The organism is Massilia sp. NBRC 108631, from assembly GCF_059704565.1.
The window spans coordinates 16497-39664 of record NZ_BAAKJE010000004.1 but is presented as its reverse complement, the minus strand read 5'-3'; the positions used below and the strand labels follow the sequence as shown (position 1 = coordinate 39664).

The following is a 23168-nucleotide window of genomic DNA, read 5'->3' as shown; positions in this document are numbered from 1 at the left end:
CGACGTCAGTCCTTCGCCACGCGCAGCAGTTCGGCCTGCGTGGTGGTGCCGTCGCGCAGCCAGCGTTCGCCGTCTTCGCGCATGGTCTTCATGCCGCCCGCCTGCGCGGCGGCGCGCACTTCGGCTTCCGAGGCGCGGTTGTGGATCTGGGCGCGGATTTCCTCGGTGGTGCGCAGCAGCTCGTAGATGCCGACCCGGCCCTGGTAGCCGGTATGGCCGCAGTGCTCGCAGCCCACCGCGTGCCATTGCGCGCCGTCGAAGGTCTTGCAGGACGGGCACAGCTTGCGCACCAGGCGCTGCGCCAGCACGCCGAGCAGCGACGACGACAGCAGGAACGGCTCGATGCCCATGTCCAGCAGCCGCGTGACGGCGGCCGAGGCGTCGTTGGTGTGCAAGGTAGCCAGCACCAGGTGGCCGGTGAGCGAGGCCTGCACCGCGATCTGCGCCGTTTCCAGGTCGCGGATCTCGCCGATCATGATCACGTCCGGGTCCTGGCGCAAGATGGCGCGCAGGGCCTTGGCGAAGGTCATGTCGATGCGCGGGTTGACCTGGGTCTGGCCCACGCCCTGCAGGTCGTATTCGATCGGGTCTTCCACCGTCAGGATGTTGGTGGTGGTGGAGTTCACGCGCGACAGCGCGGCGTACAAAGTGGTGGTCTTGCCCGAGCCGGTGGGGCCGGTCACCAGCACGATGCCGTGCGGCTGGGCGATCAGGCCGTCGAACTGCGGCAGCATGTCCTCGCTCATGCCCAGGTGCTGCAGGTCGAGCCGGCCGGCTTCCTTGTCCAGCAGACGCAGCACGGCGCGCTCGCCATGGCCGGTGGGCAGCGTGGAGACGCGCACGTCGACCGGCTTGCCGCCCACGCGCAGCGTGATGCGGCCGTCCTGCGGCAGGCGCTTCTCGGCGATGTCGAGCTGCGCCATGATCTTGATGCGCGAGATCAGCGAGCCGTGGATGGCCTTGCGCGGCTTGACCACGTCGCGCAGCGTGCCGTCCACGCGGAAGCGCACCACCGAGGTTTGCTCGAACGGTTCGATGTGGATGTCGGAGGCGCCTTCGCGCAGCGCCTGCGTGAGCAGCGCGTTGATCATGCGGATCACCGGCGCGTCGTCGCTCGATTCGAGCAGGTCCTCGATGGCCGGCACGTCCTGCAGCAGCTTGGTCAGGTCCAGGTCGGCGTCGAACTCGTCGGCCACCTGCGAGGCGTCGCCGCCGGCGCCGGCGTAGGCCTTGGCGATGGCTTCCTCCAGGTCGGCGCGGCCCAGGGTTTTCAGGTTGATGCGGCCGAAGCGGCGCGACACTTCGGCAATCGCGGCCGGCGCGGTGGCATTGGACACGTACAGGTCCACCGAGTGCTCGGCTTCCTGGCCCGGCTGGGCCAGCACCGAATAGTCGCGCGCGAAGGCGTAGGGCAGCAGGTTGCTCATTATTGCGGCTTGCCTTCAGACGGCGCGGGCGCCTGGTTCGGATTGAGCTGGCCCGGCACCAGCGGCGGCACGGGGCGCGCCATCTGGCCGCTGCCCGGGAGCGGCGTGCCGTCCTGCAGGCCCGGCAGCATGGGCTGGCCGAGGTTCTTCAGCAGCGGCGTGTCGTTCGGCTTCACGTCCTGCTGGGTGGCGCGCATGTAGTCGTAGCGGTCGGTCGCCAGGCTGGTGCTCTGGTCCTTGTTGCGGATCACCACCGGGCGCAGGAACACCATCAGGTTGGTCTTCTTGCGGCCGCGCTTCTGGTACTTGAACAGGTTGCCCAGGACGGGGATGTCGCCCAGGCCGCGCACCTTTTCCACGTTGTCGTTGGCGTCGTCCGAGATCAGGCCGCCCAGCACCACGATCTGGCCGTCGTCGGCGATGATGTTGGTCTCGATCACGCGCGTCTTGAGCACGATGCCGCTTTCGGAGGTGACGCTGGTGTCGATGCTGGAGCTCTCGTTGTAGATGGCCAGCTTGATGGTGCCGCCTTCGGAGATCTGCGGACGCACCTTCAGGGTCAGGCCGACGTCCTTGCGGTCGATGGTCTGGAACGGGTTGGTGCTGGTGCCGGAGGTGGTGGTGAACTGGCCGGTCAGGATCGGCACGTTCTGGCCGACGCGGATGGTGGCCAGCTCGTTGTCCAGCGTGAACACGTTGGGCGTGGACAGGATGTTGGTGCCGCCGTCCGCTTCCAGCGTGTGCGCCACCGCGCCCAGGCCCAGCTTGCCGTTCGCCAGCTGCTTGAAGATACCGATGGTCATGCCGGCGCCCGGCAGCACCTTGCCGTCGCCCGCCGCCAGGCTGAGCAGGTTGTTGGCGGTGCCGCTGGCAAACGAGGTGCCGCCGCCGACGCGGTAGGTGGAGTTGTCGTTGCCGCTCAGGCCCAGCCACTGCACGCCGAACTCGGAGGCCTTGTCGGCGCTCACTTCGACGATCAGCGATTCGATGTAGACCTGGGCGCGGCGCACGTCCAGCTGGTCGATCACGGCGCGCAGGTTGCGGTACACCGATTCGGGCGCGGTGATGATCAGGGTGTTGGTGGTGGCGTCGGCCTGGATGAAGCCGCCCGCGCCGCCGGCGGCCAGCTGGTTGTTGCTGCTGCCGGCGTTCAGCAGCGGATTGGTGGAACCGGTGGTGCCGGTGCCGCCCGTCATGCCGCTGCCGGTGCTGCCGGTCATGCCGCCGCCGCCGGCCGCGCCCTGCTGGTTGTTCAGCCCGGCCGCGCCGGTGGCCTGGCCGGTGACGCTGCTGTCGCCGGACATGACCGAGCGCAGCGTCTGCGCCAGCTTGGTCGCTTCGGCGTTCTTCAGGTAGACCACGTGCACATTGCCCAGCTGCGCGGTGGGCTGGTCCAGCTTGGCGATCAGCGACTTGGCCAGGTTGGCGCGCGCCACCGACGGCGCGCGCAGCACCAGCGAATTGGTGCGCGGGTCCGCCAGCACGCTGACGCGGCCCGAATCGGCGCCGCCGCCGGCGCCCGGCTCGAGCAGCTTGGTGAGCATGCTGGCCAGGTCGCTGGCGATGGCGTAGCGTACCGGGATCACGTCCATGTCGGTGCTGGAGGGCGCATCCAGCGCGGCGATCAGCTTGCCCAGGCGCTTGAGGTTGTCCGCGTAGTCGGTGATGACCAGGGTGTTGTTGCCCGGGTTGGCGTTGATGGTGTTGTTGGGCGTGATCAGCGGGCGCAGCACCGTCACCAGGTTGGCCGACGATTCATAGTTCAGGTGGAACACCTGGGTGGCGATCTGGTCGCCCTTGAGCGCGCCGCCGGCGCCGATCTGGGTCGGCGTGGCCTGCAGCTTGGCTTCCGCTTCCGGCACCACCTTGGCGTAGCCGTCGCCGCTGACGATGGCGAAGCCCTGCAGGCGCAGCGCGGAGGTCAGCAGCGCGAACGCCTGGGTCTTGCTCATCGGGCCCTCGGACACCAGCGTCAGGGTGCCCTTCACGCGCGGGTCGATCAGGAAGGTGATGTTGGTGTAGTGGCCCACCGCCTTGATCACCGACTCGATGTCGGCGCCGACGAAGTTAAGCGCGGCATCATCGCCGGGGGCGGCCCAGGCGGGTGCTTGCGCGGTCAGCGCGGCGCAGCACAGCATGGCGGCCGCGCTCAGCTGGCGCAGCGTTGGACGTTGGGACTTGCTTGCGGACTGTTTTTTCATTATCTGTACTTATCTGAACTCTAACGCGATGATGTTCTTGCCGCCCTGGTTGGGACGGCGCTGGCCCAGCAAATTCAATAGATTGTCCAGCGACTGCTCATAACCGTCGGCCGCCTGGGCCTGCCCGGAGAATTGCAGGCGGCCGTTCTGCAGGCTGCCTTTCCCGCTCAACAGCAGCGGGCCTTTCAAGGAACTCAAATCCAGCTGCGCCTGCTGGCCGCGCCAGTCCAGCGCCAGCTGGTAGCTGCCCAGCGGCTTGAGCGGCGACAGCCGCGACGACATGTCGGCCATCTCCAGCGTGGTGCGGCCGTTCACGTCCACCTGCTGCCCGGCCAGCGCCAGTTCCAGCGTGGTCCACGACAGCCGCAGGCGGCCGCTGAGGGCCAGCGTGTTGAGCGGCGCCCCCAGGCCGGCCAGGCCGTCGGCCGGCAGCAGCAAGGCCGACGGGCTCAGTTGCCACTGCTTCCAGCCGCCCTTGAAGCTGACCGGCTGCGCCAGCGCCTGCGCGTTCGACAATTCCATGTCCACCATGCCCAGCAGCGACAGCGGCGAGAGCTGCCACGCAAAGCGCCCCGGCAGCAGCGGCGTCACCGCGCCATTGCTGCTGGCCGCGCCGCCGATGAAGGCGGAGCCGCGCCACAGCGTACCTTGCGCATCGCCCAGCGTCAAACGGCCGCCGGTGCGGCTTTCCACCGCGTCCGCCACCCAGGCGGCGGGGAAGAACGCCAGCACCGCCAGCGACACGCCCAGCAGCGCCGCCAGCAACCATAACACGGCGCGCTTCATCGCCCCCCGCCGGCGTTGTTCGCGCCTGGGCCCGACGCCTGCCGCAGCGTGATGGTCGCATCCACCACCCCGGGCGTGGGCTGGCCGGTGACGACCGCTTCCTGCACCAGCACGGCACTGTCGCGGCGCTGCGCGTCCAGCCAGGTGACCAGCGCGGCGAACGGCACGCCCTTCACTTCCAGCTTGGCGTATTCGCCGGTGAGGTTGAGCGACTGCGGCTTGAGGCCGGCCGCGTTCAGGCTGGCGTTCAGCCCCTCGCGCGACATGGGCGGCGCCTGCACCGGCGGCCGCGCCGCCAGTTCGGCGGCCGTGCGGCCCATGGCCTTCAGCTCGGCCACGTCCTGCCGCAGCTGCGGCAGCGCCTTGGCCAGCCGCTCGCGCCCTTCCAGGGCGGGCGCCACCAGCACGCTGTAGACCAGCGCCAGCCCGACCACGGCGCCGCCGATGGCGAGCATGCGGCGTTCCTGTTCGCTGCGTTCATTCCAGAAGGCGGACACGCTGTCGCGCAATTGCTGGATCTTCATCGTTGCTTCGCTCATGCTTTGCTCCCGGTGCTGCCGCCAGCGCCGCTGCGGACCTGCCATACGCCGGCCGCCGTTTCCGACAGCGCCAGCCCGCGCGCCGACAGGGCGCCCTGCAGCTGCTGCAGGGTGGCCGCGTCGGCCGCGTTGGGCTTGAGCTTGATGACCAGGCTGCGCTCGCGGTACTCCATCGAGGCGATCAGGTCGCGCTTGCCGGTGGCGGCCAGCGCTTCGCCGAAGGCGGCGGCCATGGCGGTGAATTCGTCGGCATTGACTTCGCCGCTGCCAGCCTTGGCGGCGGCGATATTCATGCGCATCTGCGCGGCCGGGTCGCGGATCACGGTTTCCTTCGGATAGGCGGCGCGGAAGATCTGCACCATGGACTCGCGCAGTTCGCGTTCCTCGCGCTTCAGGCGCAGCCACTCGATATTCATGCCGGCCAGGTTGACCAGCAGCGCCAGCAACGCCAGGCGCAGCGGCCAGCGCCAGCGCTGCCAGGCGCGCGACTGCGCGCCGGTGGCGCCCAGGCCCGCGGCCAGGTCCGGCGCCGCGCCGCCCCTGGCGCTCTTGGCGGCGGACACCCAATGCTCCCAGCGGTCCGTGTCCAGCGCGACGTGGCTGACCGCGGCCGCCAGCGGCTGGTATTGCGGCAGCAGCGCGGCCGGCGCATACACCGTCAGCGGCGCGTCGCCGGCCAGCGCGCGCAGCATCTGCAGCGCCGCCTCCGGCTGCGGTCCCACGGTCAGGCCCATGCCGTCCTGCAGGCCTTTGCGCAGCGTCAGTTCCAGGCCGGCGTCGGTTTGCGCCAGCGCCGCCGATGCGCCGCCCGGCGCCAGCGGCAGGCACAGTTGCGCCGGCAGCGCGGACACCGATTGCGCGCCTTGCGCCACCAGCGTTTTCACCAGCACTTCCAGCCAGCTGCGCTGCACCACGGCCACGGTGCGGGTACTGCCGTCCTGCGTGGCGGTGGTTGGCGCCAGCGCCAGCACGCAGTCGGCCGGATCGCCCAGCACCTGGTCTTCCACCAGCGCCGGCAGCGCGGCCTTCAGGCGCGCGTTCGACAGCGGCGGCACCGGCACGTGCAGCAGGGTGACGTCGGCGGCGGCCAGCAGCAGCACCACGCGGCGCGCGGCAGCCACCGTGTCGGCCAGGTTACCGAGCGGCGAAGCGCCCTGCTGCATCACGTTGCCGCCGTCGCCCACCAGCGCGAAATGGCAGGCAGGCGCGGCGCCGCCGTCGGCGGCCGCCCTGGCTGGATACCGGATGTATAAAGTCGTCAAAGAAGAATCTCGCTTTCGTTCATGCTGCTTAGGTATCCAATTTCGCTGTCCAACAAGCTTTCCAAACTAAATTTCCCGCATCCACAGCAACACCGGGCTTTTGGGGCCGCGGTAAATCAGCGACTGCGCGTCCAGCGCCGCCCGGTCCAGCCGGACATGGCTCAGCACCAGGAAGTAATCGCTCTTCACCTCCACCTTCACCTCGGCCGGCAGCGTCTTGCCGGTCTGGCCCGCCAGGTAGTTGCCAAAGTCGGCCGCGGTATTGAACGCCGTGCGGCGCCGGAACTGCACTATCGTCGCCGCTTCCGACACCGAGCAGTCGGCCAGCGCCGCCAGCACTTCCGCCGGCGCCGTATTCACATTCACGTTGACCCCGGGCAGCAAGACGACGACGAACTCGCGCAACTTTTCTATCATGGGCTGCGTGAAGCCCGACACCGCCAGCAAGTCTTCCACCCGGATCAGCTCGAGCGGCTCGCGGCGCGTGCCGTTGCTGCTGCCCGCCAGCCCGCCGCCGGCGCCGCCCGCGCCACCGCCTCCTCCCGCCCCGCCAGTTCCACCCGTGCCCCCCGTTCCGCCGGCCCCGCCCGCATCGGCCGCGACCGGCTGGCTTAGCGCCAATTCCTCGGCCAGCGTTTGCGCCAGGCCGGGGTTCAAGCTCAGGCGCTGCAGCAGGCGGCGGAAAATCTGGACTTGCACCGGATCGGGCGCGCCCCTCTGCACCAGGTTGGCGAGATTGTAACGTGCTTGCGCGTCGGTAACCCGGCCGGACAGGGTGGCATCGAATTTTTCGTTGGCCACGCGCTCGCGTTCGACGTAGTCGTCCAGCCGCGTTTCGGCCAGCGGGGTGGCCCAGGGGCCGTTTTCGGAAGTGACCGTGGGGTTGGAACGGGCATCCTGCTGCAGGATCAGGCGCGCCCAGTCCAGCGCGCCGCGCATGATCCACTTGGTCTGCAGGTGCAGGCGCTGGTTCTCCATCGAGCGCACCTGCACCTGCTGCTGCCAGAACAGGCTGGCCACAATGGTGACCGCCAGGGTGGTCAGCAGCAGCGCGGTGATGACGGCCACGCCGGCCTGGCGCGCGCGCGGCACGGCATGGCGCCCCATCGGATGGCGGCGCATCACTTCTCCCCCATCAGGAATACTTTCACCAGCGGGGCGGCCTGGCCGTGCAGTTGCACCGTCAGTTCCAGGCCGTCGAAGTCCTGCTCGCCGGAGCTGCCCGCTGCGGCCTCCGCGGACTGGCCGCCCTGCACGCCGCGCACCGGCTGCCAGGCGCTGTCGCGCCAGCCGCGCACGGCCATGCTGTCCACCCCGCTCTGCAGGGCCACGGCCGGCGCGTTGTCGCTGTCGCTGACGGCCGCCGCCCACAGCGCGTCGAGCTGCGCCAGGTCGCGCGTGGCACGCGATTCGCGCCGCGTGAGCACGCCGTCGCGGATGCGGTAAGTCACCACCTGCAGGCGCGACGGCTCGCCCTCGGCCAGCACGGTGCGCACGAAGAGCATGCGGTCCGCGTCCGCCGCCAGCGTTTCGCGCGCGCGCAGCTGCTTGCGCAGGGCGCGCTGCTCCATGTCGCTTTGCATCTGCGCAAACGCCAGCTGGATGCCGCGCGTCTGCTCCATCTGCTCGGTGAGGGCCTGGCGCGAGCGGACGATGCCGTCCAGGCCGCGCCAGCCCAGCACGGCAACTATCGCCAGCACGGCGATCGCCACCAGCAGCTCCACCAGGGTGAAGCCGCGCGAGCGGAACGGATTGGGCGTGGCGGCCATCATTCCTGCAGCTTCAGTTGCACCAGCTTGATGATCAGGCGCTCGGGCTGCTTCTCGTCGAACACGCTCACCTCGACCCGGCGCAGGCGCGGGTTGGGACTGGCGATCACCTCTTCCTGGCACACCAGTTTCAGGTCGCCCTGCGGGCAGTCGAAGGAAGTCTTGCCCACGGAGGGGAACTGCTTGTTCAGGCTCAGGTGCACCAGCCGGTTTTCGGCCGACCAGGTGGCCATCATGGCGGCGCGCAGGCCGTCGCTGTTTTGCGTCAGGCTGCCGACCGCGCGCAGCGAGGCGCCCAGCGCGGTGCCGACGATGACCAGCGCCACCAGCACTTCCAGCAGGGTAAAGCCGCGCGCGCGGCGGGCCGCGGCGTGCGTGCAGTTGGCGTGCATGGTGGCGGGCAAATTGGCGTGCATATCAGTCCACCGTGAAGTGGCCGATGCCGTCGGCGCGGATGACGACACTGACGTCGCCGCTGGCCATGGTCAGCGCGAAGGGTTTATCCACCGGCTCGCGGCCGAAGGTGATGCGCAGGGTGTCGCCGGGCACGGTCGAAGCCGGCTCCAGCAGCAGCGTGACGGGGCTGTTCTTGAACTGGCGTTCGCGCAGCAGGTCGTCCTGCCGGTCCTGCGTGGTGATGGGCTCCCACACGCGCTGCTCGTTGCGCACCAGGAAGCGGTAGCTTTCCGGCCCCGCCTCGAAGGCCACCAGGCGGTTGCGCACGATGGCTTCGTCGCGCGCCAGCTGCAGCAGCAGCGCCACGCGCTGCGCTTCCTGCTGCATGCCCTGGCGCCGGCTGGGCGCCGCGTTGAGCGACACCAGCCCCACCGTGATGCCGGCGATGACCAGCACCACCAGCAGCTCGATCAGCGTAAAGCCGCGCTGCGATTGGTGAAAGCGCGCGGCGGCCGCCATGACGGTAGCCTAGTTGTCCCAGGAGCCGATGTCGGCATCGTCGCCGCTGCCGCCGGGCTGGCCGTCGGCGCCCAGCGAGAACACGTCCACTTCGCCCTTCAGGCCGGGCGAGAGCAGCTGGTAGGGGTTGCCCCACGGGTCCTTGGGCATCTTTTCCAGGTAGCCGCCCGCCTTCCAGCCGTTGGCGGCCGGGCCGGTGGTGGGCTTGGTGAGCAGCGCCTGCAGGCCCTGTTCGGTGGTCGGGTAGCGCTGGTTATCCAGCTTGTACAGTTTCAGCGCCTGCATCACGGTGGCGATATCGACCTTGGCGGCGGCGACTTTCGACTCGCCGGTGCGGGCCAGCAGCTTCGGCACGACCAGCGCGGCCAGCACGCCCATGATGACCACCACCACCATGATCTCGATCAGGGTGAAACCGCGCGCGCGGCGCTTGGCAGGGAATGTAACGTTTTGCATAAACAAGGACACTTTCCAGGTGAGAGTGCGAAGTATAAGGCCTAATTGTGACGATCAGGTTGTGACGATAAGCTCTAATCGTGGCGATGGGCGGAAACGCCGATGCGCTGCAGGGCGCCTTCGTTGCCGCCGCCGGCGATGTTGCTCGACACCGGCGCCAGTTTCTTCAGCGCCGGGGCCGCCGTGACGAAAGGCCGGATGCCCAGCGCGCTGTCGACCTCATGCGGATAGACCAGGAAGCCGCGCGTGATGACGGCGGCCACCTTGCGCACGTCGCCGATATTCTTGGTCGGCTCGCCATCCACCAGCACCAGGTCGGCCAGCTTGCCCGGCGCGATGCTGCCGCGCTCGTGGCTGGTGCGCGTGTACAGCGCGCCGTTGCGGGTGGCCACCTGCAGCGCCTGCGACGGCGTCAGGCCGGCCTGCACCAGCAATTCCAGTTCGGCCTGCAGCGTGAAGCCCGCCAGCTCGTCGGTGCCGGCCACGATGGGCACGCCGGCCCGGTACAGGCGGCCCACGAAGTCCACCATGTGGGCGTAGGACTGCTGGTAGCGCTTCAGGGTGGCGTCGTCGGCGATCTTCATGGTGCCGACGCGAAAGCCGCGCTGCAGGTCCGGCGGCATGTGCGGGGCGATGGCGGCGAACGGCGTGTTCATGTCGCCGTCCTTCTGCTTGAGGAAGGCGAAGGTGGCCAGCGTGGGGTCGATCACGGTCTTCTGCCGGGCCAGGCGGGCGATGAAGTCCTTGACCTGCCTGGAATCGAACTTCAGCGCGGCGCTCTTCTCGGCCGGCAGCACGAAGCGCTCCAGGGTGCGGGTTTCGGTCTGCGGCGTGGCCAGGAAGTTCAGCATCACCTGGTTGATGTGCTGGATCTCGTCGAAGCCCATGTCCAGCGCCTCGAAGGCGCGCAGCCCGGCCGGGATGTGGCCGGACACGCGCATGCCGCGGCTGTGCGCGTACGCCACCGTGTCTTTCAGGATGGCTCGGGGGAAGGAGTTGTAGATCTTCAGCTGCGGGTAGCCGTGCTCGGCGTACCAGTCGATGGCGCTTTTCGCCTGCGGCAGCGTCTTGACCACGAAGCCCAGGTTGGCCGAGTACGGGCTTTCCCCTTCCAGGAAGCCGGACGGCACCACCTGCGGCGAGAGCAGCTTGCCGGCCGCCGTTTCGTCCATGATCTGCTGCAGCTGGGCATTGTCGTTGCCCATGTCGCGCACCGAAGTCACGCCGGCGGCGATATGCAGGCCGCCTTCCCAGCGGCCCACATGGCCGTGCATGTCGAACAGGCCGGGCAGCAGCACGCGGCCATCGGCGTCGATCTCGTTGACGGCGCCGCGCACCGGCGAGCCGGCCGGCAGCACGGCGGTGATGCGGCCGCGCAGCACGTACACGTCCGAGGCCGGTCCCAGCTTGGCTTTCTCGCTGTCGAACACGCGCGCGTTCTTCACCACGGTCAGGCCGTTCAGCGGATGCTGCAGGGTCGATGCCAGCTCGGCCAGCATCTTCTGCTCGGCGTCCTTCTGCAGCGCGGCCAGCGCCGGGCCGTTCGCTTCCCAGCCTTGCTCGATGGCGGTGAAGGCGCCCGGGATCACCACCGCGAACAGGCGCGGCCTGGTTGCGGCAGCGCCAGCGGCAGCGTTGCCCATGGTGGCCCAGTAGAACTGGGGCGACAGGCCCAGGCCCGTCTGCGCCAGCAACTGCACCTGCTGGCTCTGGCCATTCAGCGTCACCTGCGCTTCGGCCAGCTTGCGCTGGGTCAGCGTGCCCGAGGGCAACAGCGCCAGCTTGCCGCCCGGGGCGGCGGCCAGCGCGGCGATGGCGGCCGACGCCACCTCGAAGGAGTTGTTCAGCGGGACGTACATGGCCGGGCCGTTCAGCGCCTGCTCGCCGCGCTCGGTGGTGGACTGCCAGGCGGCCTTGCCATTCTGGATGGCGAACTGTTCGTTGACCACCGCGCCGTAAGTGGAGTTGCCCTGCACGGCGTAGCTGGCCATGGTGCCGTCGGCGTTGTAGCGGATCTGCTCGGTCAGCTCGGGGCCGCGGCCGTTGTTCTTGTAGATGAAGCGCACCTTGGTCAGGCCATCGTCGCCGCGCTCGACCACCTGTTCGCCGGCCTGCTTGCCGTTCTCGGTGATGAGCACATAGCGCAGGGTTTCGGCCGCGATGGCGGAGGCGGGGGCGTAAGCGGCAAATGCCGAGGCAATCGCCACGGCCATGACGGCGGAAAGTCGCTTCATCGGGGTCGGTCTCCTAGGGTTGTGCGCACACCGGGCACGCGTCGTTGCGGCCGATTTTGATACAGGTCCAGTCCATGCGCAAGCCGTCCAGCAGCAGCAGGCGGCCGGCCAGCGGCTCGCCTATGCCCATCAGCAGCTTGAGCGCTTCGGCCGCCTGCATGGCGCCGACCACGCCCACCAGCGGCGCGAACACGCCCATGGTGGAGCAGGCCACGTCCTCGAAGGGCTGGTCCTGCGGGAACAGGCAGGAGTAGCACGGCAGGTCCGCGCTGCGGCCGGCCCCGCCGCGCGGATCGAACACGCTGACCTGGCCGTCGAAGCGGATCACCGCGCCCGACACCAGCGGCACGCCGTGCGCCACGCAGGCGCGGTTGACGGCGTGGCGGGTGGCGAAGTTGTCGGTGCAGTCAAGCACCACGTCGGCCCGGCTCACCAGTTCGGCCAGGCGCGCGTCGTCCGCACGCTCGACCAGCGCCTCGATCTGTATGGCGGGATTGATGGCGGCCAGCGTGGCGCGCGCCGATTCGGCCTTGGGCAGGCCCACGCGCGCCATGTTGTGGGCGATCTGGCGCTGCAGGTTGGTCAGGTCGACCGTGTCGTTGTCGACAATGGTGAGCCGGCCCACGCCGGCCGAGGCCAGGTACATGGCGGCCGGCGAGCCGAGGCCGCCGGCGCCGATCACCAGCGCGCGCGCGTCCAGCAGCTTCTGCTGGCCTTCGATGCCGATTTCGTCAAGCAGGATGTGGCGCGAGTAGCGCAGCAGCTGGCTGTCGTCCATCGCCTTACTTCTTCAGGGGCTGGGCGGGCGCGTCCTGCTTGACGGGGGCGTCCGGCTTGGCGGGTTTGGCGGACGCTTCCACCTCCAGGTCGCGCGCCTTCTCGGTCTTGGACAGCTGCACCGGCAGGCCCTTGAAGTGGTTCAGCGCCTGCGCCAGCTGGAAGTCGTCCTTGCTGCCGAATTCCACCGGCTTGCGCGTCCTGGACAAGGCCAGCAGGCGCTGCTCTTCTTCCAGTTCGTCGTGCAAAGGCTGCGGCACGGCGGACGGCAGTTCCTTGTCGTCCTTGTTGTTCAGGTGCTTGACCAGGTCGGCCTCGCGCAGGCGCATGCTGTTCAGGCCGTCGCCTTCGGCGGTTTCGTCGACCAGCATGTCCGGCACGATGCCGCGCGCCTGGATCGAGCGGCCATGCGGCGTGTAATAGCGCGCGGTGGTCAGCTTGACGGCGGTGTCGGCGGTGAGCTGGCGCAGGGTCTGCACCGAGCCCTTGCCGAAGGTTTGCGTGCCCATGACCACGGCGCGCTTGTAGTCCTGCAGCGCGCCGGCCACGATTTCGGAGGCCGAGGCGGAACCGGAATTGACCAGCACCACCATCGGCACGCTCTTCAGCGCGGCCGGCAGCTTGGCCAGCGGATCGCTGTTGGCGCGGCCGGAATAATATTCTGGGCGGGCATAGAAAGTCTGCTTGGAGTCGGCCAGCTGGCCGTTGGTGGACACCACCACCGCGTCCTTGGGCAGGAAGGCGGCCGAGACGCCGATGGCGCCCGGCACCACGCCGCCCGGGTCGTTGCGCAGATCGAGCACCAGGCCCTTGATGCCCGGGTTCTGCGCATACAGGCTGGCCAGCTTGCGCGCCATGTCGTCCACCGTGGGCTCCTGGAACTGCGACACGCGCAGCCAGGCGTAGCCCGGTTCGATCATCTTGGCTTTCACGCTCTGCACGCGGATCTCTTCGCGCACGATGGGCACGATGATGGGCTTGTCCTCGCCCTTGCGCGACAGGGTCAGCACGATTTTCGAGTGCGGCTCGCCGCGCATTTTCTTGATCGCCTCATCCAGCGACAGGCCGCGGATGGGCGTGTTGTCGAGCCGGGTGATCAGGTCGCCGGCCTTGATGCCGGCCTTGAAGGCGGGCGAATCCTCGATCGGCGACACCACCTTGACGTAACCGTCCTCGATGCCCACCTCGATGCCGATGCCGACGAACTTGCCCAGCATGGACTCGCGCATCTCCTTGAAGGCCTTCTTGTCCAGGTAGACCGAGTGCGGATCGAGCGAGGCCACCATGCCGGAAATGGCTTCGGTGACCAGCTTTTTCTCGTCCACGTCTTCCACGTAGTCGGACTTGATCAGGCCGAACACGTCCGACAGCTGGCGCAACTCCTCCAGCGGCAGCGGCATGGCCGGCGCTTTCTGTGCCACAGCGGAAAACTGCAGGGAAGCGGCCACCCCGGCCACCATGCCCAGGCCGATCAGGCCGAAATTCTTGAACTTGTTACCCATGATTGTTCCGCTGTGTTGGACTTCAGAATTTGACCCAGCTGGCCGGATCGAATTCCTTGCCCTTGTGCCTGAGCTCAAAGTATAAACCCGATTCTTCGTTACCGCCGGTGTTTCCGGCCGCCGCGATGACGTCGCCGGCCTTCACCACTTCGCCCACGCGCCGCAGCAGCGACTGGTTGTTGGCGTACAAGCTCCAGTACTGGCCGCCGTGATCGACAATGATCAGGTTGCCGAAGCCGCGCAGCCAGCTGGCGTGCACCACGCGGCCGCTGGCCACCGTGTGCACGTCGGCCCCTTCGGCGGCGCGGATGAACATGCCCTTCCAGCTCGGGCCGTCGCCGCGCTTGCTGCCGTAGCGCGCGGCCACCTTGCCCGCCACCGGCGCACGCAGCTGGCCCTTCAGCGCGGCGAAGGCGCCGTCCGGCATGGCCGGGGCCAGCGCGATGTCGGCCTTGCGCGCCGGCGGCTCTTCCTTCACGGCCGCCACTTTGGTTTCATCGACTTCGATCGGCTCCAGCTTGCCGCCCTCGCCAGCCGGGGCCGGCGGGACGGTCTGGGCAGTCTGCGGCGGCGCCGGCGGCGTCACCGCAGCCGGCGGCAGCGGCAGCGGCGCCGGTTTCGGCTTGCCCTCGGCCTTGGCGATGCGCTCGCGCTCGGCCTGCGCGGCGCGGGCCTTGGCCAGCGCCTCGGCGCGCACCCTGGCCTGCTCGCGCGCCCTGGCCTGCGCCAGCGCCCTGGCCTCCGCGTCAGCCTTGGCCTTGGCGGCCTTGGCGGCGGCCACGCGCTCCAGGCGCGCCTTCTCGGCGGCGGCGGCCCTGGCCTGTTCTTCGATCAGCTTGCCCAGCTTGTCGACCAGGCCCGCCATGCGCTGCTCGTCCTGCGCCAGCTTGCCCGCCTCCTTGCGCTGCGCCACCAGGCGCTGCGACAGGCCGGCCAGCACGGCGGCGCGCTTGGCTTTTTCCTTGACCAGCAGCGCTTTCTGCTGCTGTTCTTCCTGCGCAATCTCTTCCAGTTCGTCGCGCGCGTTCTGCGCGTCGGCCTGGTTCGCTTCCACCGCGCGCAAGTTGGCGCGCAGCGATTCCAGCAGCCGCGCCTGCGCCTGCGACACATAGGCCATCAGTTGCAGGTCGCGGTTGATGCGGTTCGGGTTGTCCCCGGACAGCAGCAGTTTGATGCGGTCTTCATTGCCCGCCACGTATTGCTCGCGCAGCAGCTTGGCCAGCTGCTGCTTTTGCAACTCCACCGTGGCCTGCAGGCGCGCGCGTTCCGCGCCCAGCGCTTGCAGCCGGACGTTGGTCTGGGTTTGCTCCTCGGACAGCTCGCGCAGGCTGCGGTTGGCGTTCGAGATCGCCTCCTCGGACTCGGCCAGCGTGTCGGCCGCGTCCTCGCGGGCGCTCTCGGTCTTGCCGATATCGCGCTTGAGCTCGTTGAGCTTTTGCTGCAGGCCGGCGCGCTCGGCTTCGGCTTGCAGCTTCTGCTTGCTGCGCTCGGTGGGCTTGGCAGGGGCGGCGTGCGCCGCCCCGGACATCAGGAGCGGCAGCGACAATAGCAGCGCGCCCGCAGCGCGGGTGGTAGAAGACCAGGACATCAACTACTTACTTGGCCTTGCCCTGGTTGGCCACCGCAGCTTGCGCGGCAGCAATTGCGGCCGGATCGCCCAGGTAATAGTGGCGGATCGGTTTCAGCTCGGCGTCCAGCTCGTACACCAGCGGCTGGCCGTTGGGGATGTTCAGGCCGACGATGTCGCTGTCGCTGATGCCGTCGAGCATCTTGATCAGCGCACGCAGGCTGTTGCCGTGCGCCGAAATGATGATTTTCTTGCCGGCGCGGATGGCCGGGGCGATGTCCTCTTCCCAGGCCGGCATCACGCGCGCCACGGTATCCTTCAGGCATTCGGTCAGCGGGATGCTGTCCTTCGGCAGCCCGGCGTAGCGCGGGTCGTTGAAGGAAGTGCGGTCGTCGCCTTCGGCCAGCGGCGGCGGCGGCGTGTCGTAGCTGCGGCGCCATACCAGCACCTGCTCGTCGCCGTACTTGGCGGCGGTTTCGCCCTTGTCCAGGCCCTGCAGCGCACCGTAGTGGCGCTCGTTCAGGCGCCAGTCGTGCTTGATCGGCAGGTACATCATGTCCATTTCGTCCAGCGACAGCCACAGGGTGCGGATGGCGCGCTTGAGCACCGAGGTGTACGCCAGGTCGAAGGTGTAGCCTTCCTGTTTCAGCACCTGGCCGGCGGCCTTGGCCTCGGCTATGCCCTTTTCAGTCAGATCCACATCGGTCCAGCCGGTGAAGCGGTTTTCGAGGTTCCAGGTGGACTCGCCGTGACGCATGAAGACAATTTTGTACATGGGAACTATCTATAAAGTGTGAAAAAATCTGCGGGAGGCAGCGTTTCAGCCTCTGTTCAGCTTCTATTTTATAATGCGCGCATAACCTATAACCATTGGAACACCGTGAAATTCCTTATTGATCAGATTTTTCTTATTGGTATCGTCGCCCTGTCGGGTGGCGCACTGCTGTGGCCGGTACTCACCCAGCGCGGCAAAAAGGTCAGCCCGTCCGAGGCCGTGCAGTTGATAAATCGCGGCAAGACCACCATCTTGGACGTGCGCGAGGCCAAAGAATACGCCGAGGGCCACCTGCCGGACGCCAAGCATATCCCGGCCGGCGAACTGAAGCAGCGCCTCGCTGAACTGGACAAATTCAAGAACCGCACTGTCGTCGTGGTGTGCCAGAAGGGCGGCCGCGCGTTCGGCGCCGCCAAGCTGCTGGGCGGCGCCGGCTTCGACAACGTGGTCGTGCTCGATGGCGGCCAGGCCGCCTGGCAGACCGCCGGCTTGCCGCTGGCCAAATAACGGAGGATAGCACCATGACAGCCAACGTAACCCTGTACAGCACTGCGGTGTGCCCGTATTGCGTGCGCGCCGAGCGCCTGCTGGAAGCCAAGGGCGTGACCGGCATCAACAAGATCCGCGTCGACCTCGACCCCGAGCAGCGCGTGCTGATGATGCAAAAAACCGGCCGCCGCACCGTGCCGCAAATCTACATCGGCGACACCCATGTCGGCGGTTTCGACGATTTGTATGCGCTCGATCAAGCCGGCGGCCTGGACCCCTTGTTAAAAGGCTGACCGCCCTCAAATTGGTTTTGCTACAATTGCTGCGCATTTGCGCGCCCGCCCTACCGGGACGGGCCGCGCGGGTACCCTAACAGCGAGCGGTTCTGCCGCTCTTTTCCTACATAAGAAAGCGCACCATGTCTGACGAAAATCTGCAACCAGTCTTCCAAATCCAACGCGTCTACCTGAAAGACATGTCGCTGGAACAGCCGAACTCCCCAGCCATTTTCCTGGAACAGGAAGCGCCTGCGATCGAAGTCGCGCTGGACGTGGCTGCCGAGCCGCTGGCGGAAGGCATCTTCGAGTCGACCGTCACCATCACCGTGACGGCCAAGATCAAAGATAAAGTGGCTTTCCTGGTTGAAGGCAAGCAAGCCGGTATCTTCGAAGCGCGCAACATCCCTGCCGACCAGCTGGATCCGCTGCTGGGCATCGGTTGCCCGAACATCGTGTACCCTTACCTGCGCGCAAACATCGCCGACATGATCACCCGCGCCGGCTTCCCGCCAGTGCACCTGGCCGAGATCAACTTCGAAGTGTTCTACCAGCAGCGCCTGCAAGCGCTGGCCGAGCAGCAAGCTGCCGCAGCACCTGCCGAAGGTGCGGCACACTAATTGCATTCGCAATGAGGATGCAGTCCGGCGGTGCGCCTTGCGCGCCGCCCTTTCAAAGGCCGGCAGCGGCCTTTGCGTTTTTCCACTCCCGAATTCTGATCAGAGGCCCGGTATGACACTCTTCCGATGGATCGCAGGCGCAGCACTGCTGCTGGCCGCTACGGCCGGGCACGCGCTCGACTTCAAATCGGTGGGCGCGGCCCCGGCCATCCTGTACGACGCCCCCTCCACCAAAGGCGGCAAGCTGTTCGTGGCGCCGCGCGGCATGCCGCTGGAAGTGGTGCTGAGCTACGGCGAATGGGTCAAGGTGCGCGACGCCAACGGCGACCTGGCCTGGACCGAAGCGAAAAGCCTGAGCCCCAAGCGCACCCTGGTGGTGCGCGCGGCCAACACCAAGGTGCGCGCCGCCGCCGACGACAATGCCGCCACGGTGTTCCTGGCCGACAAGGGCGTGCTGCTGGAACTGGCCGAATCGGCCGGCAACGGCTGGATCAAGGTGCGCCACCGCGACGGCCTGAGCGGCTACGTAAAGAGCAGCGACATCTGGGGCATTTAAGCACACCGCCATGCATAACCATCAACCTGCCGCCGGCGCGCGCCGGATCAGCGTGCTCGGCGCCGGCGCCTGGGGCACCGCCGTGGCCATGGCGCTGGCCGCACGCCACGACGTCTTGTTGTGGGGCCGCAACAGTTCTGCCATGCAGGAAATGGCGGCCGCGCGCGACAATCTCCACTATCTGCCTGGCCATCCCTTCCCGCCCGGCTTGCGCGTCGGCGCCGATTTCGACGCCGCGCTGGCCCACGGCAGCGACCTGCTGATCGCGGCCTGCCCGGTGGCCGGCCTGCGCCCGCTGCTGGAACAGCTGAAGGGGCGCGCCCTCCCCAACCTGGTCTGGCTATGCAAAGGCTTTGAGTACGGCAGCGGCCTGCTGCCGCACCAGATCATGCGCGAGGTGCTGGGCGACAGCGTGCCCGGCGGTGCGCTGTCCGGCCCCTCGTTCGCGCAGGAAGTGGCGCGCGGCCTGCCGTGCGCGCTGACCATCGCCTCCACGTCCGCGCCGCTGCGCGACCGCGTGGTGGCGGCCATGCACGGCGGCAATATCCGGGTCTACAGCAGCGCCGACCTGGTGGGCGTGGAAGTGGGCGGCGCGGTCAAGAACGTGCTGGCCATCGCCACCGGCGTGGCCGACGGCCTGGGCCTGGGCCTGAACGCGCGCGCCGCCCTGATCACGCGCGGCCTGGCTGAAATCACCCGCCTGGGCACCGCGCTGGGCGGCCAGGTGGAAACCTTCATGGGCCTGACCGGAATGGGCGACCTCATCCTCACCTGCACCGGCGACCTGTCGCGCAATCGCCGCGTCGGCCTCGGACTGGCGCAGGGCAAGGCGCTGGACCTCATCGTCAACGAGCTCGGCCATGTGGCCGAAGGCGTGCCGTGCGCCAAGGCCGTGCGCGAACTGGCCGCCCGCCTCGGCGTGGACATGCCGATCACCAACGCGGTGGCCGGCGTGCTGTTCGACGGCGACCAGCCGCAGGCCCTGGTGGCGCAGTTGCTGGCGCGCGATCCGCGCGGCGAAAATGGCTTGCTTATATGAAACTGCTAGTATTCAAAAGTTAAATAATGTTCCGTCAATTGTCATTTTGCCGAACAAAATAAATGCGGCGCACATTTGAAACCGACGCGAATTTGCCTCAATTTTGTGCGAAACTAGTTGTCATGCAGGGCGGCAACGTCCCACTCTTCCCTTATTTTCAGAAGATCATTGGCAATGAAATATTCTCTTGAGTCCAGCGGACCATCCAGCGACAACAACCCGGCAAAACAGCGCCGCCGCTTCATCCAGCTGATGTCGGCCAGCGCCGCCACCATGGCGCTGCAGGCGTGCGGCGGCGGTGGCAGTGCCGAAGCCGGCACCAGCCTGGCCGGCCCCGCGCTGGCCGATCCGGTGTTGCCGCCAAGCACCGCTTCCGGCGGCGCCAGCGGCCCGTCTGCCCTGGTGCCGGCCGGCGCGCCGCCGATCTGGACCGTAGTGCCCACCTTGACCTTTACGCAAGGCGTGGCCAGCACCATTTCCATTTCAAAATACGTCAAGAGCGCCAGCGGCGGCCCGCTGGCCATCGCCCTAAACGGCTTGGCGCTGCCGCCCGGCGTGACCTACAACGCCAGGACCTTGTCCTTCGTCTACGACGGCATCGGCGCAGTCGGCAGTACCGACGGCCACGTGCTGACCGCCAGCGATATTTGACAGGCTGACCTTATGGCACAGTCCTCCTCGAACCCCTTCATCATCCAGGTGCAGGCGCCTGCGGCATCGTTCGCCAGCTTCACGCTGAGCTCGGCGGCTGGCGGCGCCAACCTGCCATTCACCCTGGGCCAGGCCTTCCGCCAAGGCCAGGTGCCGGCAGGCAAATTCGTCGGCAGCAGCCTGCCCGGCCTGCAGGTGACGGCCAAGAACCACTGGCCGGACGGCTCGCTCAAGTTCGCCACCCTGTCCGGACGCGCCACGCTGGCGGCTAACACGCCGCAGAGCTACACGCTGAACGCCAGCGGCACGGCCAGCACCGCCGCCGCGCTCAGCACGGCTGCGCTGCGCGCCGTCAACCTTGCCGCCGCCGTCGGCGCCGGCAGCTTCGGCATGGCCAGCTGGTCCGGCGCCGACTGGGACGCGCCTTTCATGGCCTGGGTGGCCGGCCCGGCCATGAGTTCCTGGATCTACCGTAAGCCCATCGGCAGCGACGCGCACCTAGTGGCGTGGCTGGAAGTGCGGCTGTACGCGGGCGGCGCGGTGGAAGTGCTGCCGTGGGTGGAAAACGGCTACCTGAAAGTGGCCGGCCCCACCAACAAGAGCGCCACCTACACCTTCACGCTGGGCGGCACGCAGCGCTTCAGCGCGGCCATCGACCTGCCGCACCATTGCCGCACCGTGCTGCTGCAGGGCGCCACGCACGGCCACTGGCTGGGCAGCGACCCGCAGATCACGCCCAGCCACGACAAGGCATACTTGCAAGCGTCGCGCCTGGTGCCGGCCTACCGCGGCGCGGTGCCGTCCACCGCCACGGCATTCAACGGCCTGGCGACCACGTACACGCCTTTGCAGCAAGGGAATTACGCGAACGCCATGGGCCAGACCGGCTATCACGGCGCGATCGGCCTGATTCCCGAATGGGACGCGCTCTACCTGACCAGCAGCGATGCGCGCGCCTACGCCGCCGTGCTGGTGAACGCCTACGGCGCGGGCCGCTACGGCATCCACTTCCGCGACGAGACCACGCAGCGGCCGCTGCGCTTTTCCAGCTACCCCAACCTGGTGGCGCACGGCAGCAGCTCGGTCAGCGGCGTGGGCGGTTCGAGCAAGGGCCAGACCACGGCAGCGGCCACCGGCACCGTGGCGCCGGTGTGGGACACGCCGCACCATCCGTCCATCGGCTACACCGCCTACCTGCTGACGGGGCGCTTCTACTTCATGGAGGAAGTCCAGTTCTCGGCCACCTTGGGCTACCTGAAGAATCCGGACAACCACCGCAGCTATGCGGCCGGCGTGTTCCTGTCCAATTCCGGCTCCAACACCACGCGCGGCGCGGCATGGTCGCTGCGCACGCTGGCGCAGGCGCTGTGCGTGACGCCCGACAGCGACACCGCGCTGCGCGGCGAGTTCACGGCCTCGCTGGCCGCCAACGTGGAGCATTACCACGCCACCTATGTGGCCAAGTCCAACAACAAATTCGGCTTCGTGGTGCCTTACACCAACTATACGCAGGGCTACGGCGTGCAGTCCGAAGCCACCTGGCAGCAGGACTTCTTCACCGCCGCCATCGGCTATGCGATCGACCTGCAGCCGCCGCTGGCGGCCGCCGTGCTCGGCAAGCTGAACGCGTTCTTTGCGTGGAAGGCGCAAAGCATCATCGGCCGCCTGGGCGGCACCGCCGACAGCGACTATCTGTACCGCGACGCGGCCCAGTACTACATGCCGGTGGCCCCGGTCGAGCGCGCCGACTTCGAAGGCGGCACCGGCCCGTGGTACGCCAGCTGGGGCGACCTGTATTTCGCGGCCCAGGCCATGCGCAACCCCGGCGTTGCCGGCCCCCTGCGGGGCGGCAACTTCCCAGACGCCACCGGCTACTGGGGCAACCTGCAGCCTGCCATCGCCTATGCCGTGCAGCACGGCGTGCCCGGCGCGCAAGCCGCCTACAACCGCATGATCAGCGCCAGCAACTGGAACGAACTGGCCGCCGGCTGGAACAAATCGCCCGGATGGGGCGTGCAGCCGCGCACCAGCTAACTCCGCCAAGGAAAATTATGAGCCAAGCATCATCCAATGTCTTCACCATCACCGTGGCGGCCAATCCCGTCACGCGGCCGGTACTGCCGGCCTGGGTCCCCCCGGCCGGCTTTTTCGCCGACGTGCCGATGTCCAACACGCCGATGAGCGTGACGCCGTCGATCTACAAGGCCGACAACTACCTGATGAACACGCCGTTCGTGATCTGGGGCGGCAGCGCCATCCTGCGCGACTACGGCACCTACGGCGCGCAAGTGTATTACTCGGCCGGCCACGAATCGTCGCCTGGCCTTCCGAATCTGCAGTTCACGCTGATCTGCGACTTCACCACGCTAACATGGAAAACCGCCAACGTGCCGCTGCAAAGCAACGCCTCCGGCAGCTTCACCAACGGCTACGCGGCCGACGGCACGCCCTACAACCCGCACAGCTACCTCGGTTTGCAGGAATTGCCGACCGCCTGGGGCGGCGGGCCGAAAGGCACGCTGGTGTCCTTCTTCTGGGCCGGCTCGCGCCTGCCCAACCGCCTCAAACTGATGGACGTGTCACGCCCGCAACTGGGCTACAGCCAGCTGGCCACGCGCCAGCCGCAAAACGCGGCCCCGGACGAGATCCGCTTCTCGGCCGCGGCCACGGGCGGCAATTACCCGACCACGGTGATCGACGAGCAGCGCCAAGGCTGGTGGGCAGCCGTGAACGGCAAGGTCGATTACACGCTGTTCATCAGCAAGAGCGGCGACGTCACGCAATACCCGGCGCTGGGCGGCAACCTGCAGAACGGCGTGCTGGCGCTATGCCCCAAGCTGAACCTGCTGGTGGCGGTGGACGGCGGCTACATCAACGGCGCCTATGCCAACGGCTCATTCCGCGCGCTCTACATCCGCAATCTTGCTACCGGCGCCGTCACGCGCAACACCACGCTGGGCACAGTGCCGGCGCTGCTGGGCGGTTACGACGGCGGCGGCCTGAACTTCCACCGCCCGGACACCATGGGCCTGGAGTGGGTGGACGAGCTGGGCGCGATGTACGGGCTGGACCAGTCGGTGACGCCGCCAGAGCTGGTGAAACTGACGCCGCCGGCCACCAATCCGGCCACCAATCCATGGACCTGGAGCAAGGTGGCGGTGCAGCACTGGGACAAGGACGTGGGCGGTCAAGCCCAACTGCAGGCGGCCGAGAACGGCGCTTGGTCCAAGTTCCGCTGGTCCAAGCAGCTGCAGGGCTTCGTCTTCTGCTCCCACCAGGCGCGCAAGCCGCAGATTATCAAGCTGACCTGAGCCTCAAGTTGGCCTGA

23 protein-coding genes are annotated in these 23168 nt (G+C 67.8%); 8 read left to right on the top strand and 15 right to left on the bottom strand.

What is annotated here, in order from left to right; translation table 11 throughout:
• Positions 1–5 precede the first annotated feature (5 nt).
• The 15 genes from gspE to gpmA form a co-directional block, all read right to left on the bottom strand.
• A complete protein-coding gene (gene gspE, locus AC6H42_RS00230) occupies positions 6–1427 on the bottom strand; it encodes a type II secretion system ATPase GspE (RefSeq protein WP_057158419.1) in 1422 nt (473 codons plus the stop codon).
• Entirely contained in the window at positions 1427–3628 is a 2202-nt protein-coding gene (gene gspD / locus AC6H42_RS00225) for a type II secretion system secretin GspD (RefSeq protein ID WP_057158420.1), read from the bottom strand. Before gspD ends, gspE begins: the two co-directional genes overlap by 1 nt.
• Before the next feature lie 9 nt (positions 3629–3637).
• Positions 3638–4414 carry a type II secretion system protein N gene (locus tag AC6H42_RS00220; RefSeq protein WP_057158421.1) on the bottom strand — a complete coding sequence of 259 codons (777 nt, stop codon included), beginning with the start codon at positions 4412–4414 and terminating at the stop codon, positions 3638–3640.
• The gene (locus AC6H42_RS00215) at positions 4411–4953 is read right to left on the bottom strand and encodes a type II secretion system protein M (RefSeq protein ID WP_057158422.1); all 543 of its coding nucleotides are present in this window, start codon (positions 4951–4953) and stop codon (positions 4411–4413) included. Before AC6H42_RS00215 ends, AC6H42_RS00220 begins: the two co-directional genes overlap by 4 nt.
• A complete protein-coding gene (gene gspL, locus AC6H42_RS00210) occupies positions 4950–6215 on the bottom strand; it encodes a type II secretion system protein GspL (RefSeq protein ID WP_057158423.1) in 1266 nt (421 codons plus the stop codon). The genes AC6H42_RS00215 and gspL overlap by 4 nt, the downstream gene beginning before the upstream one ends.
• A 66-nt stretch (positions 6216–6281) precedes the next feature.
• Positions 6282–7337, bottom strand: coding sequence for a type II secretion system minor pseudopilin GspK (gene gspK / locus AC6H42_RS00205; RefSeq protein WP_497547116.1), 1056 nt, complete (start codon positions 7335–7337; stop codon positions 6282–6284).
• On the bottom strand, positions 7337–7987 hold the full coding sequence (locus AC6H42_RS00200) for a PulJ/GspJ family protein (RefSeq protein WP_057158424.1): 651 nt from the start codon (positions 7985–7987) through the stop codon (positions 7337–7339). The genes gspK and AC6H42_RS00200 overlap by 1 nt, the downstream gene beginning before the upstream one ends.
• Complete coding sequence (gene gspI / locus AC6H42_RS00195) at positions 7984–8400, bottom strand: type II secretion system minor pseudopilin GspI (protein WP_373888209.1); 417 nt, start codon at positions 8398–8400, stop codon at positions 7984–7986. Before gspI ends, AC6H42_RS00200 begins: the two co-directional genes overlap by 4 nt.
• Position 8401: 1 nt before the next feature.
• Positions 8402–8899: a type II secretion system minor pseudopilin GspH gene (gene gspH / locus AC6H42_RS00190; RefSeq protein WP_057158425.1), complete on the bottom strand. Its 498-nt coding sequence runs from the start codon at positions 8897–8899 to the stop codon at positions 8402–8404.
• Positions 8900–8908: 9 nt separating this feature from the next.
• Complete coding sequence (gene gspG / locus AC6H42_RS00185; RefSeq protein WP_057158426.1) at positions 8909–9355, bottom strand: type II secretion system major pseudopilin GspG; 447 nt, start codon at positions 9353–9355, stop codon at positions 8909–8911.
• Positions 9356–9429: 74 nt separating this feature from the next.
• Complete coding sequence (locus AC6H42_RS00180; RefSeq protein ID WP_497547115.1) at positions 9430–11589, bottom strand: amidohydrolase family protein; 2160 nt, start codon at positions 11587–11589, stop codon at positions 9430–9432.
• A gap of 13 nt (positions 11590–11602) precedes the next feature.
• The gene (locus tag AC6H42_RS00175; protein ID WP_057158428.1) at positions 11603–12367 is read right to left on the bottom strand and encodes a HesA/MoeB/ThiF family protein; all 765 of its coding nucleotides are present in this window, start codon (positions 12365–12367) and stop codon (positions 11603–11605) included.
• A gap of 4 nt (positions 12368–12371) precedes the next feature.
• The gene (locus AC6H42_RS00170; protein ID WP_057158429.1) at positions 12372–13868 is read right to left on the bottom strand and encodes a S41 family peptidase; all 1497 of its coding nucleotides are present in this window, start codon (positions 13866–13868) and stop codon (positions 12372–12374) included.
• 22 nt (positions 13869–13890) lie between these two features.
• Entirely contained in the window at positions 13891–15456 is a 1566-nt protein-coding gene (locus AC6H42_RS00165; RefSeq protein WP_082552216.1) for a murein hydrolase activator EnvC family protein, read from the bottom strand.
• Positions 15457–15463: 7 nt separating this feature from the next.
• Positions 15464–16210: a 2,3-diphosphoglycerate-dependent phosphoglycerate mutase gene (gene gpmA, locus AC6H42_RS00160; RefSeq protein WP_057158430.1), complete on the bottom strand. Its 747-nt coding sequence runs from the start codon at positions 16208–16210 to the stop codon at positions 15464–15466.
• Between the two features lie 105 nt (positions 16211–16315).
• On the opposite strand from gpmA, the gene AC6H42_RS00155 reads away from it, so the two are divergent.
• The 8 genes from AC6H42_RS00155 to AC6H42_RS00120 all read left to right on the top strand — a co-directional run bounded on the left by AC6H42_RS00155 (position 16316) and on the right by AC6H42_RS00120 (position 23151).
• Entirely contained in the window at positions 16316–16717 is a 402-nt protein-coding gene (locus AC6H42_RS00155; protein ID WP_057158431.1) for a rhodanese-like domain-containing protein, read from the top strand.
• Positions 16718–16731: 14 nt separating this feature from the next.
• Entirely contained in the window at positions 16732–16992 is a 261-nt protein-coding gene (gene grxC / locus AC6H42_RS00150; RefSeq protein WP_057158432.1) for a glutaredoxin 3, read from the top strand.
• Positions 16993–17117: 125 nt separating this feature from the next.
• On the top strand, positions 17118–17594 hold the full coding sequence (gene secB / locus AC6H42_RS00145; protein ID WP_057158433.1) for a protein-export chaperone SecB: 477 nt from the start codon (positions 17118–17120) through the stop codon (positions 17592–17594).
• Positions 17595–17706: 112 nt separating this feature from the next.
• Positions 17707–18150 carry an SH3 domain-containing protein gene (locus AC6H42_RS00140; protein ID WP_057158434.1) on the top strand — a complete coding sequence of 148 codons (444 nt, stop codon included), beginning with the start codon at positions 17707–17709 and terminating at the stop codon, positions 18148–18150.
• Positions 18151–18160: 10 nt separating this feature from the next.
• A complete protein-coding gene (locus tag AC6H42_RS00135) occupies positions 18161–19189 on the top strand; it encodes an NAD(P)H-dependent glycerol-3-phosphate dehydrogenase (RefSeq protein WP_057158435.1) in 1029 nt (342 codons plus the stop codon).
• Between the two features lie 174 nt (positions 19190–19363).
• Positions 19364–19840: a hypothetical protein gene (locus tag AC6H42_RS00130; RefSeq protein ID WP_497547114.1), complete on the top strand. Its 477-nt coding sequence runs from the start codon at positions 19364–19366 to the stop codon at positions 19838–19840.
• A 12-nt stretch (positions 19841–19852) separates the two neighbouring features.
• A complete protein-coding gene (locus AC6H42_RS00125) occupies positions 19853–21874 on the top strand; it encodes a hypothetical protein (RefSeq protein WP_497547113.1) in 2022 nt (673 codons plus the stop codon).
• A 17-nt stretch (positions 21875–21891) separates the two neighbouring features.
• On the top strand, positions 21892–23151 hold the full coding sequence (locus AC6H42_RS00120; RefSeq protein ID WP_497547112.1) for a hypothetical protein: 1260 nt from the start codon (positions 21892–21894) through the stop codon (positions 23149–23151).
• Positions 23152–23168: the final 17 nt, after the last annotated feature.

What these genes read in the sequence shown, in the direction of transcription:
- AC6H42_RS00215 (WP_057158422.1), bottom strand. Translation starts at nt 4,953, where the DNA reads ATGAGCGAAGCAACGATGAAGATCCAGCAATTGCGCGACAGCGTGTCC.
- AC6H42_RS00180 (WP_497547115.1), bottom strand. Translation starts at nt 11,589, where the DNA reads ATGAAGCGACTTTCCGCCGTCATGGCCGTGGCGATTGCCTCGGCATTT.
- AC6H42_RS00135 (WP_057158435.1), top strand. Translation starts at nt 18,161, where the DNA reads ATGCATAACCATCAACCTGCCGCCGGCGCGCGCCGGATCAGCGTGCTC.
- AC6H42_RS00200 (WP_057158424.1), bottom strand. Translation starts at nt 7,987, where the DNA reads ATGATGGCCGCCACGCCCAATCCGTTCCGCTCGCGCGGCTTCACCCTG.
- gspI (WP_373888209.1), bottom strand. Translation starts at nt 8,400, where the DNA reads ATGCACGCCAATTTGCCCGCCACCATGCACGCCAACTGCACGCACGCC.
- AC6H42_RS00170 (WP_057158429.1), bottom strand. Translation starts at nt 13,868, where the DNA reads ATGGGTAACAAGTTCAAGAATTTCGGCCTGATCGGCCTGGGCATGGTG.
- AC6H42_RS00175 (WP_057158428.1), bottom strand. Translation starts at nt 12,367, where the DNA reads ATGGACGACAGCCAGCTGCTGCGCTACTCGCGCCACATCCTGCTTGAC.
- AC6H42_RS00165 (WP_082552216.1), bottom strand. Translation starts at nt 15,456, where the DNA reads ATGTCCTGGTCTTCTACCACCCGCGCTGCGGGCGCGCTGCTATTGTCG.
- AC6H42_RS00220 (WP_057158421.1), bottom strand. Translation starts at nt 4,414, where the DNA reads ATGAAGCGCGCCGTGTTATGGTTGCTGGCGGCGCTGCTGGGCGTGTCG.
- gspE (WP_057158419.1), bottom strand. Translation starts at nt 1,427, where the DNA reads ATGAGCAACCTGCTGCCCTACGCCTTCGCGCGCGACTATTCGGTGCTG.
- secB (WP_057158433.1), top strand. Translation starts at nt 17,118, where the DNA reads ATGTCTGACGAAAATCTGCAACCAGTCTTCCAAATCCAACGCGTCTAC.
- gpmA (WP_057158430.1), bottom strand. Translation starts at nt 16,210, where the DNA reads ATGTACAAAATTGTCTTCATGCGTCACGGCGAGTCCACCTGGAACCTC.
- gspK (WP_497547116.1), bottom strand. Translation starts at nt 7,337, where the DNA reads ATGCGCCGCCATCCGATGGGGCGCCATGCCGTGCCGCGCGCGCGCCAG.
- AC6H42_RS00120 (WP_497547112.1), top strand. Translation starts at nt 21,892, where the DNA reads ATGAGCCAAGCATCATCCAATGTCTTCACCATCACCGTGGCGGCCAAT.
- gspD (WP_057158420.1), bottom strand. Translation starts at nt 3,628, where the DNA reads ATGAAAAAACAGTCCGCAAGCAAGTCCCAACGTCCAACGCTGCGCCAG.
- AC6H42_RS00140 (WP_057158434.1), top strand. Translation starts at nt 17,707, where the DNA reads ATGACACTCTTCCGATGGATCGCAGGCGCAGCACTGCTGCTGGCCGCT.
- gspH (WP_057158425.1), bottom strand. Translation starts at nt 8,899, where the DNA reads ATGGCGGCCGCCGCGCGCTTTCACCAATCGCAGCGCGGCTTTACGCTG.
- AC6H42_RS00125 (WP_497547113.1), top strand. Translation starts at nt 19,853, where the DNA reads ATGGCACAGTCCTCCTCGAACCCCTTCATCATCCAGGTGCAGGCGCCT.
- gspG (WP_057158426.1), bottom strand. Translation starts at nt 9,355, where the DNA reads ATGCAAAACGTTACATTCCCTGCCAAGCGCCGCGCGCGCGGTTTCACC.
- AC6H42_RS00130 (WP_497547114.1), top strand. Translation starts at nt 19,364, where the DNA reads ATGAAATATTCTCTTGAGTCCAGCGGACCATCCAGCGACAACAACCCG.
- grxC (WP_057158432.1), top strand. Translation starts at nt 16,732, where the DNA reads ATGACAGCCAACGTAACCCTGTACAGCACTGCGGTGTGCCCGTATTGC.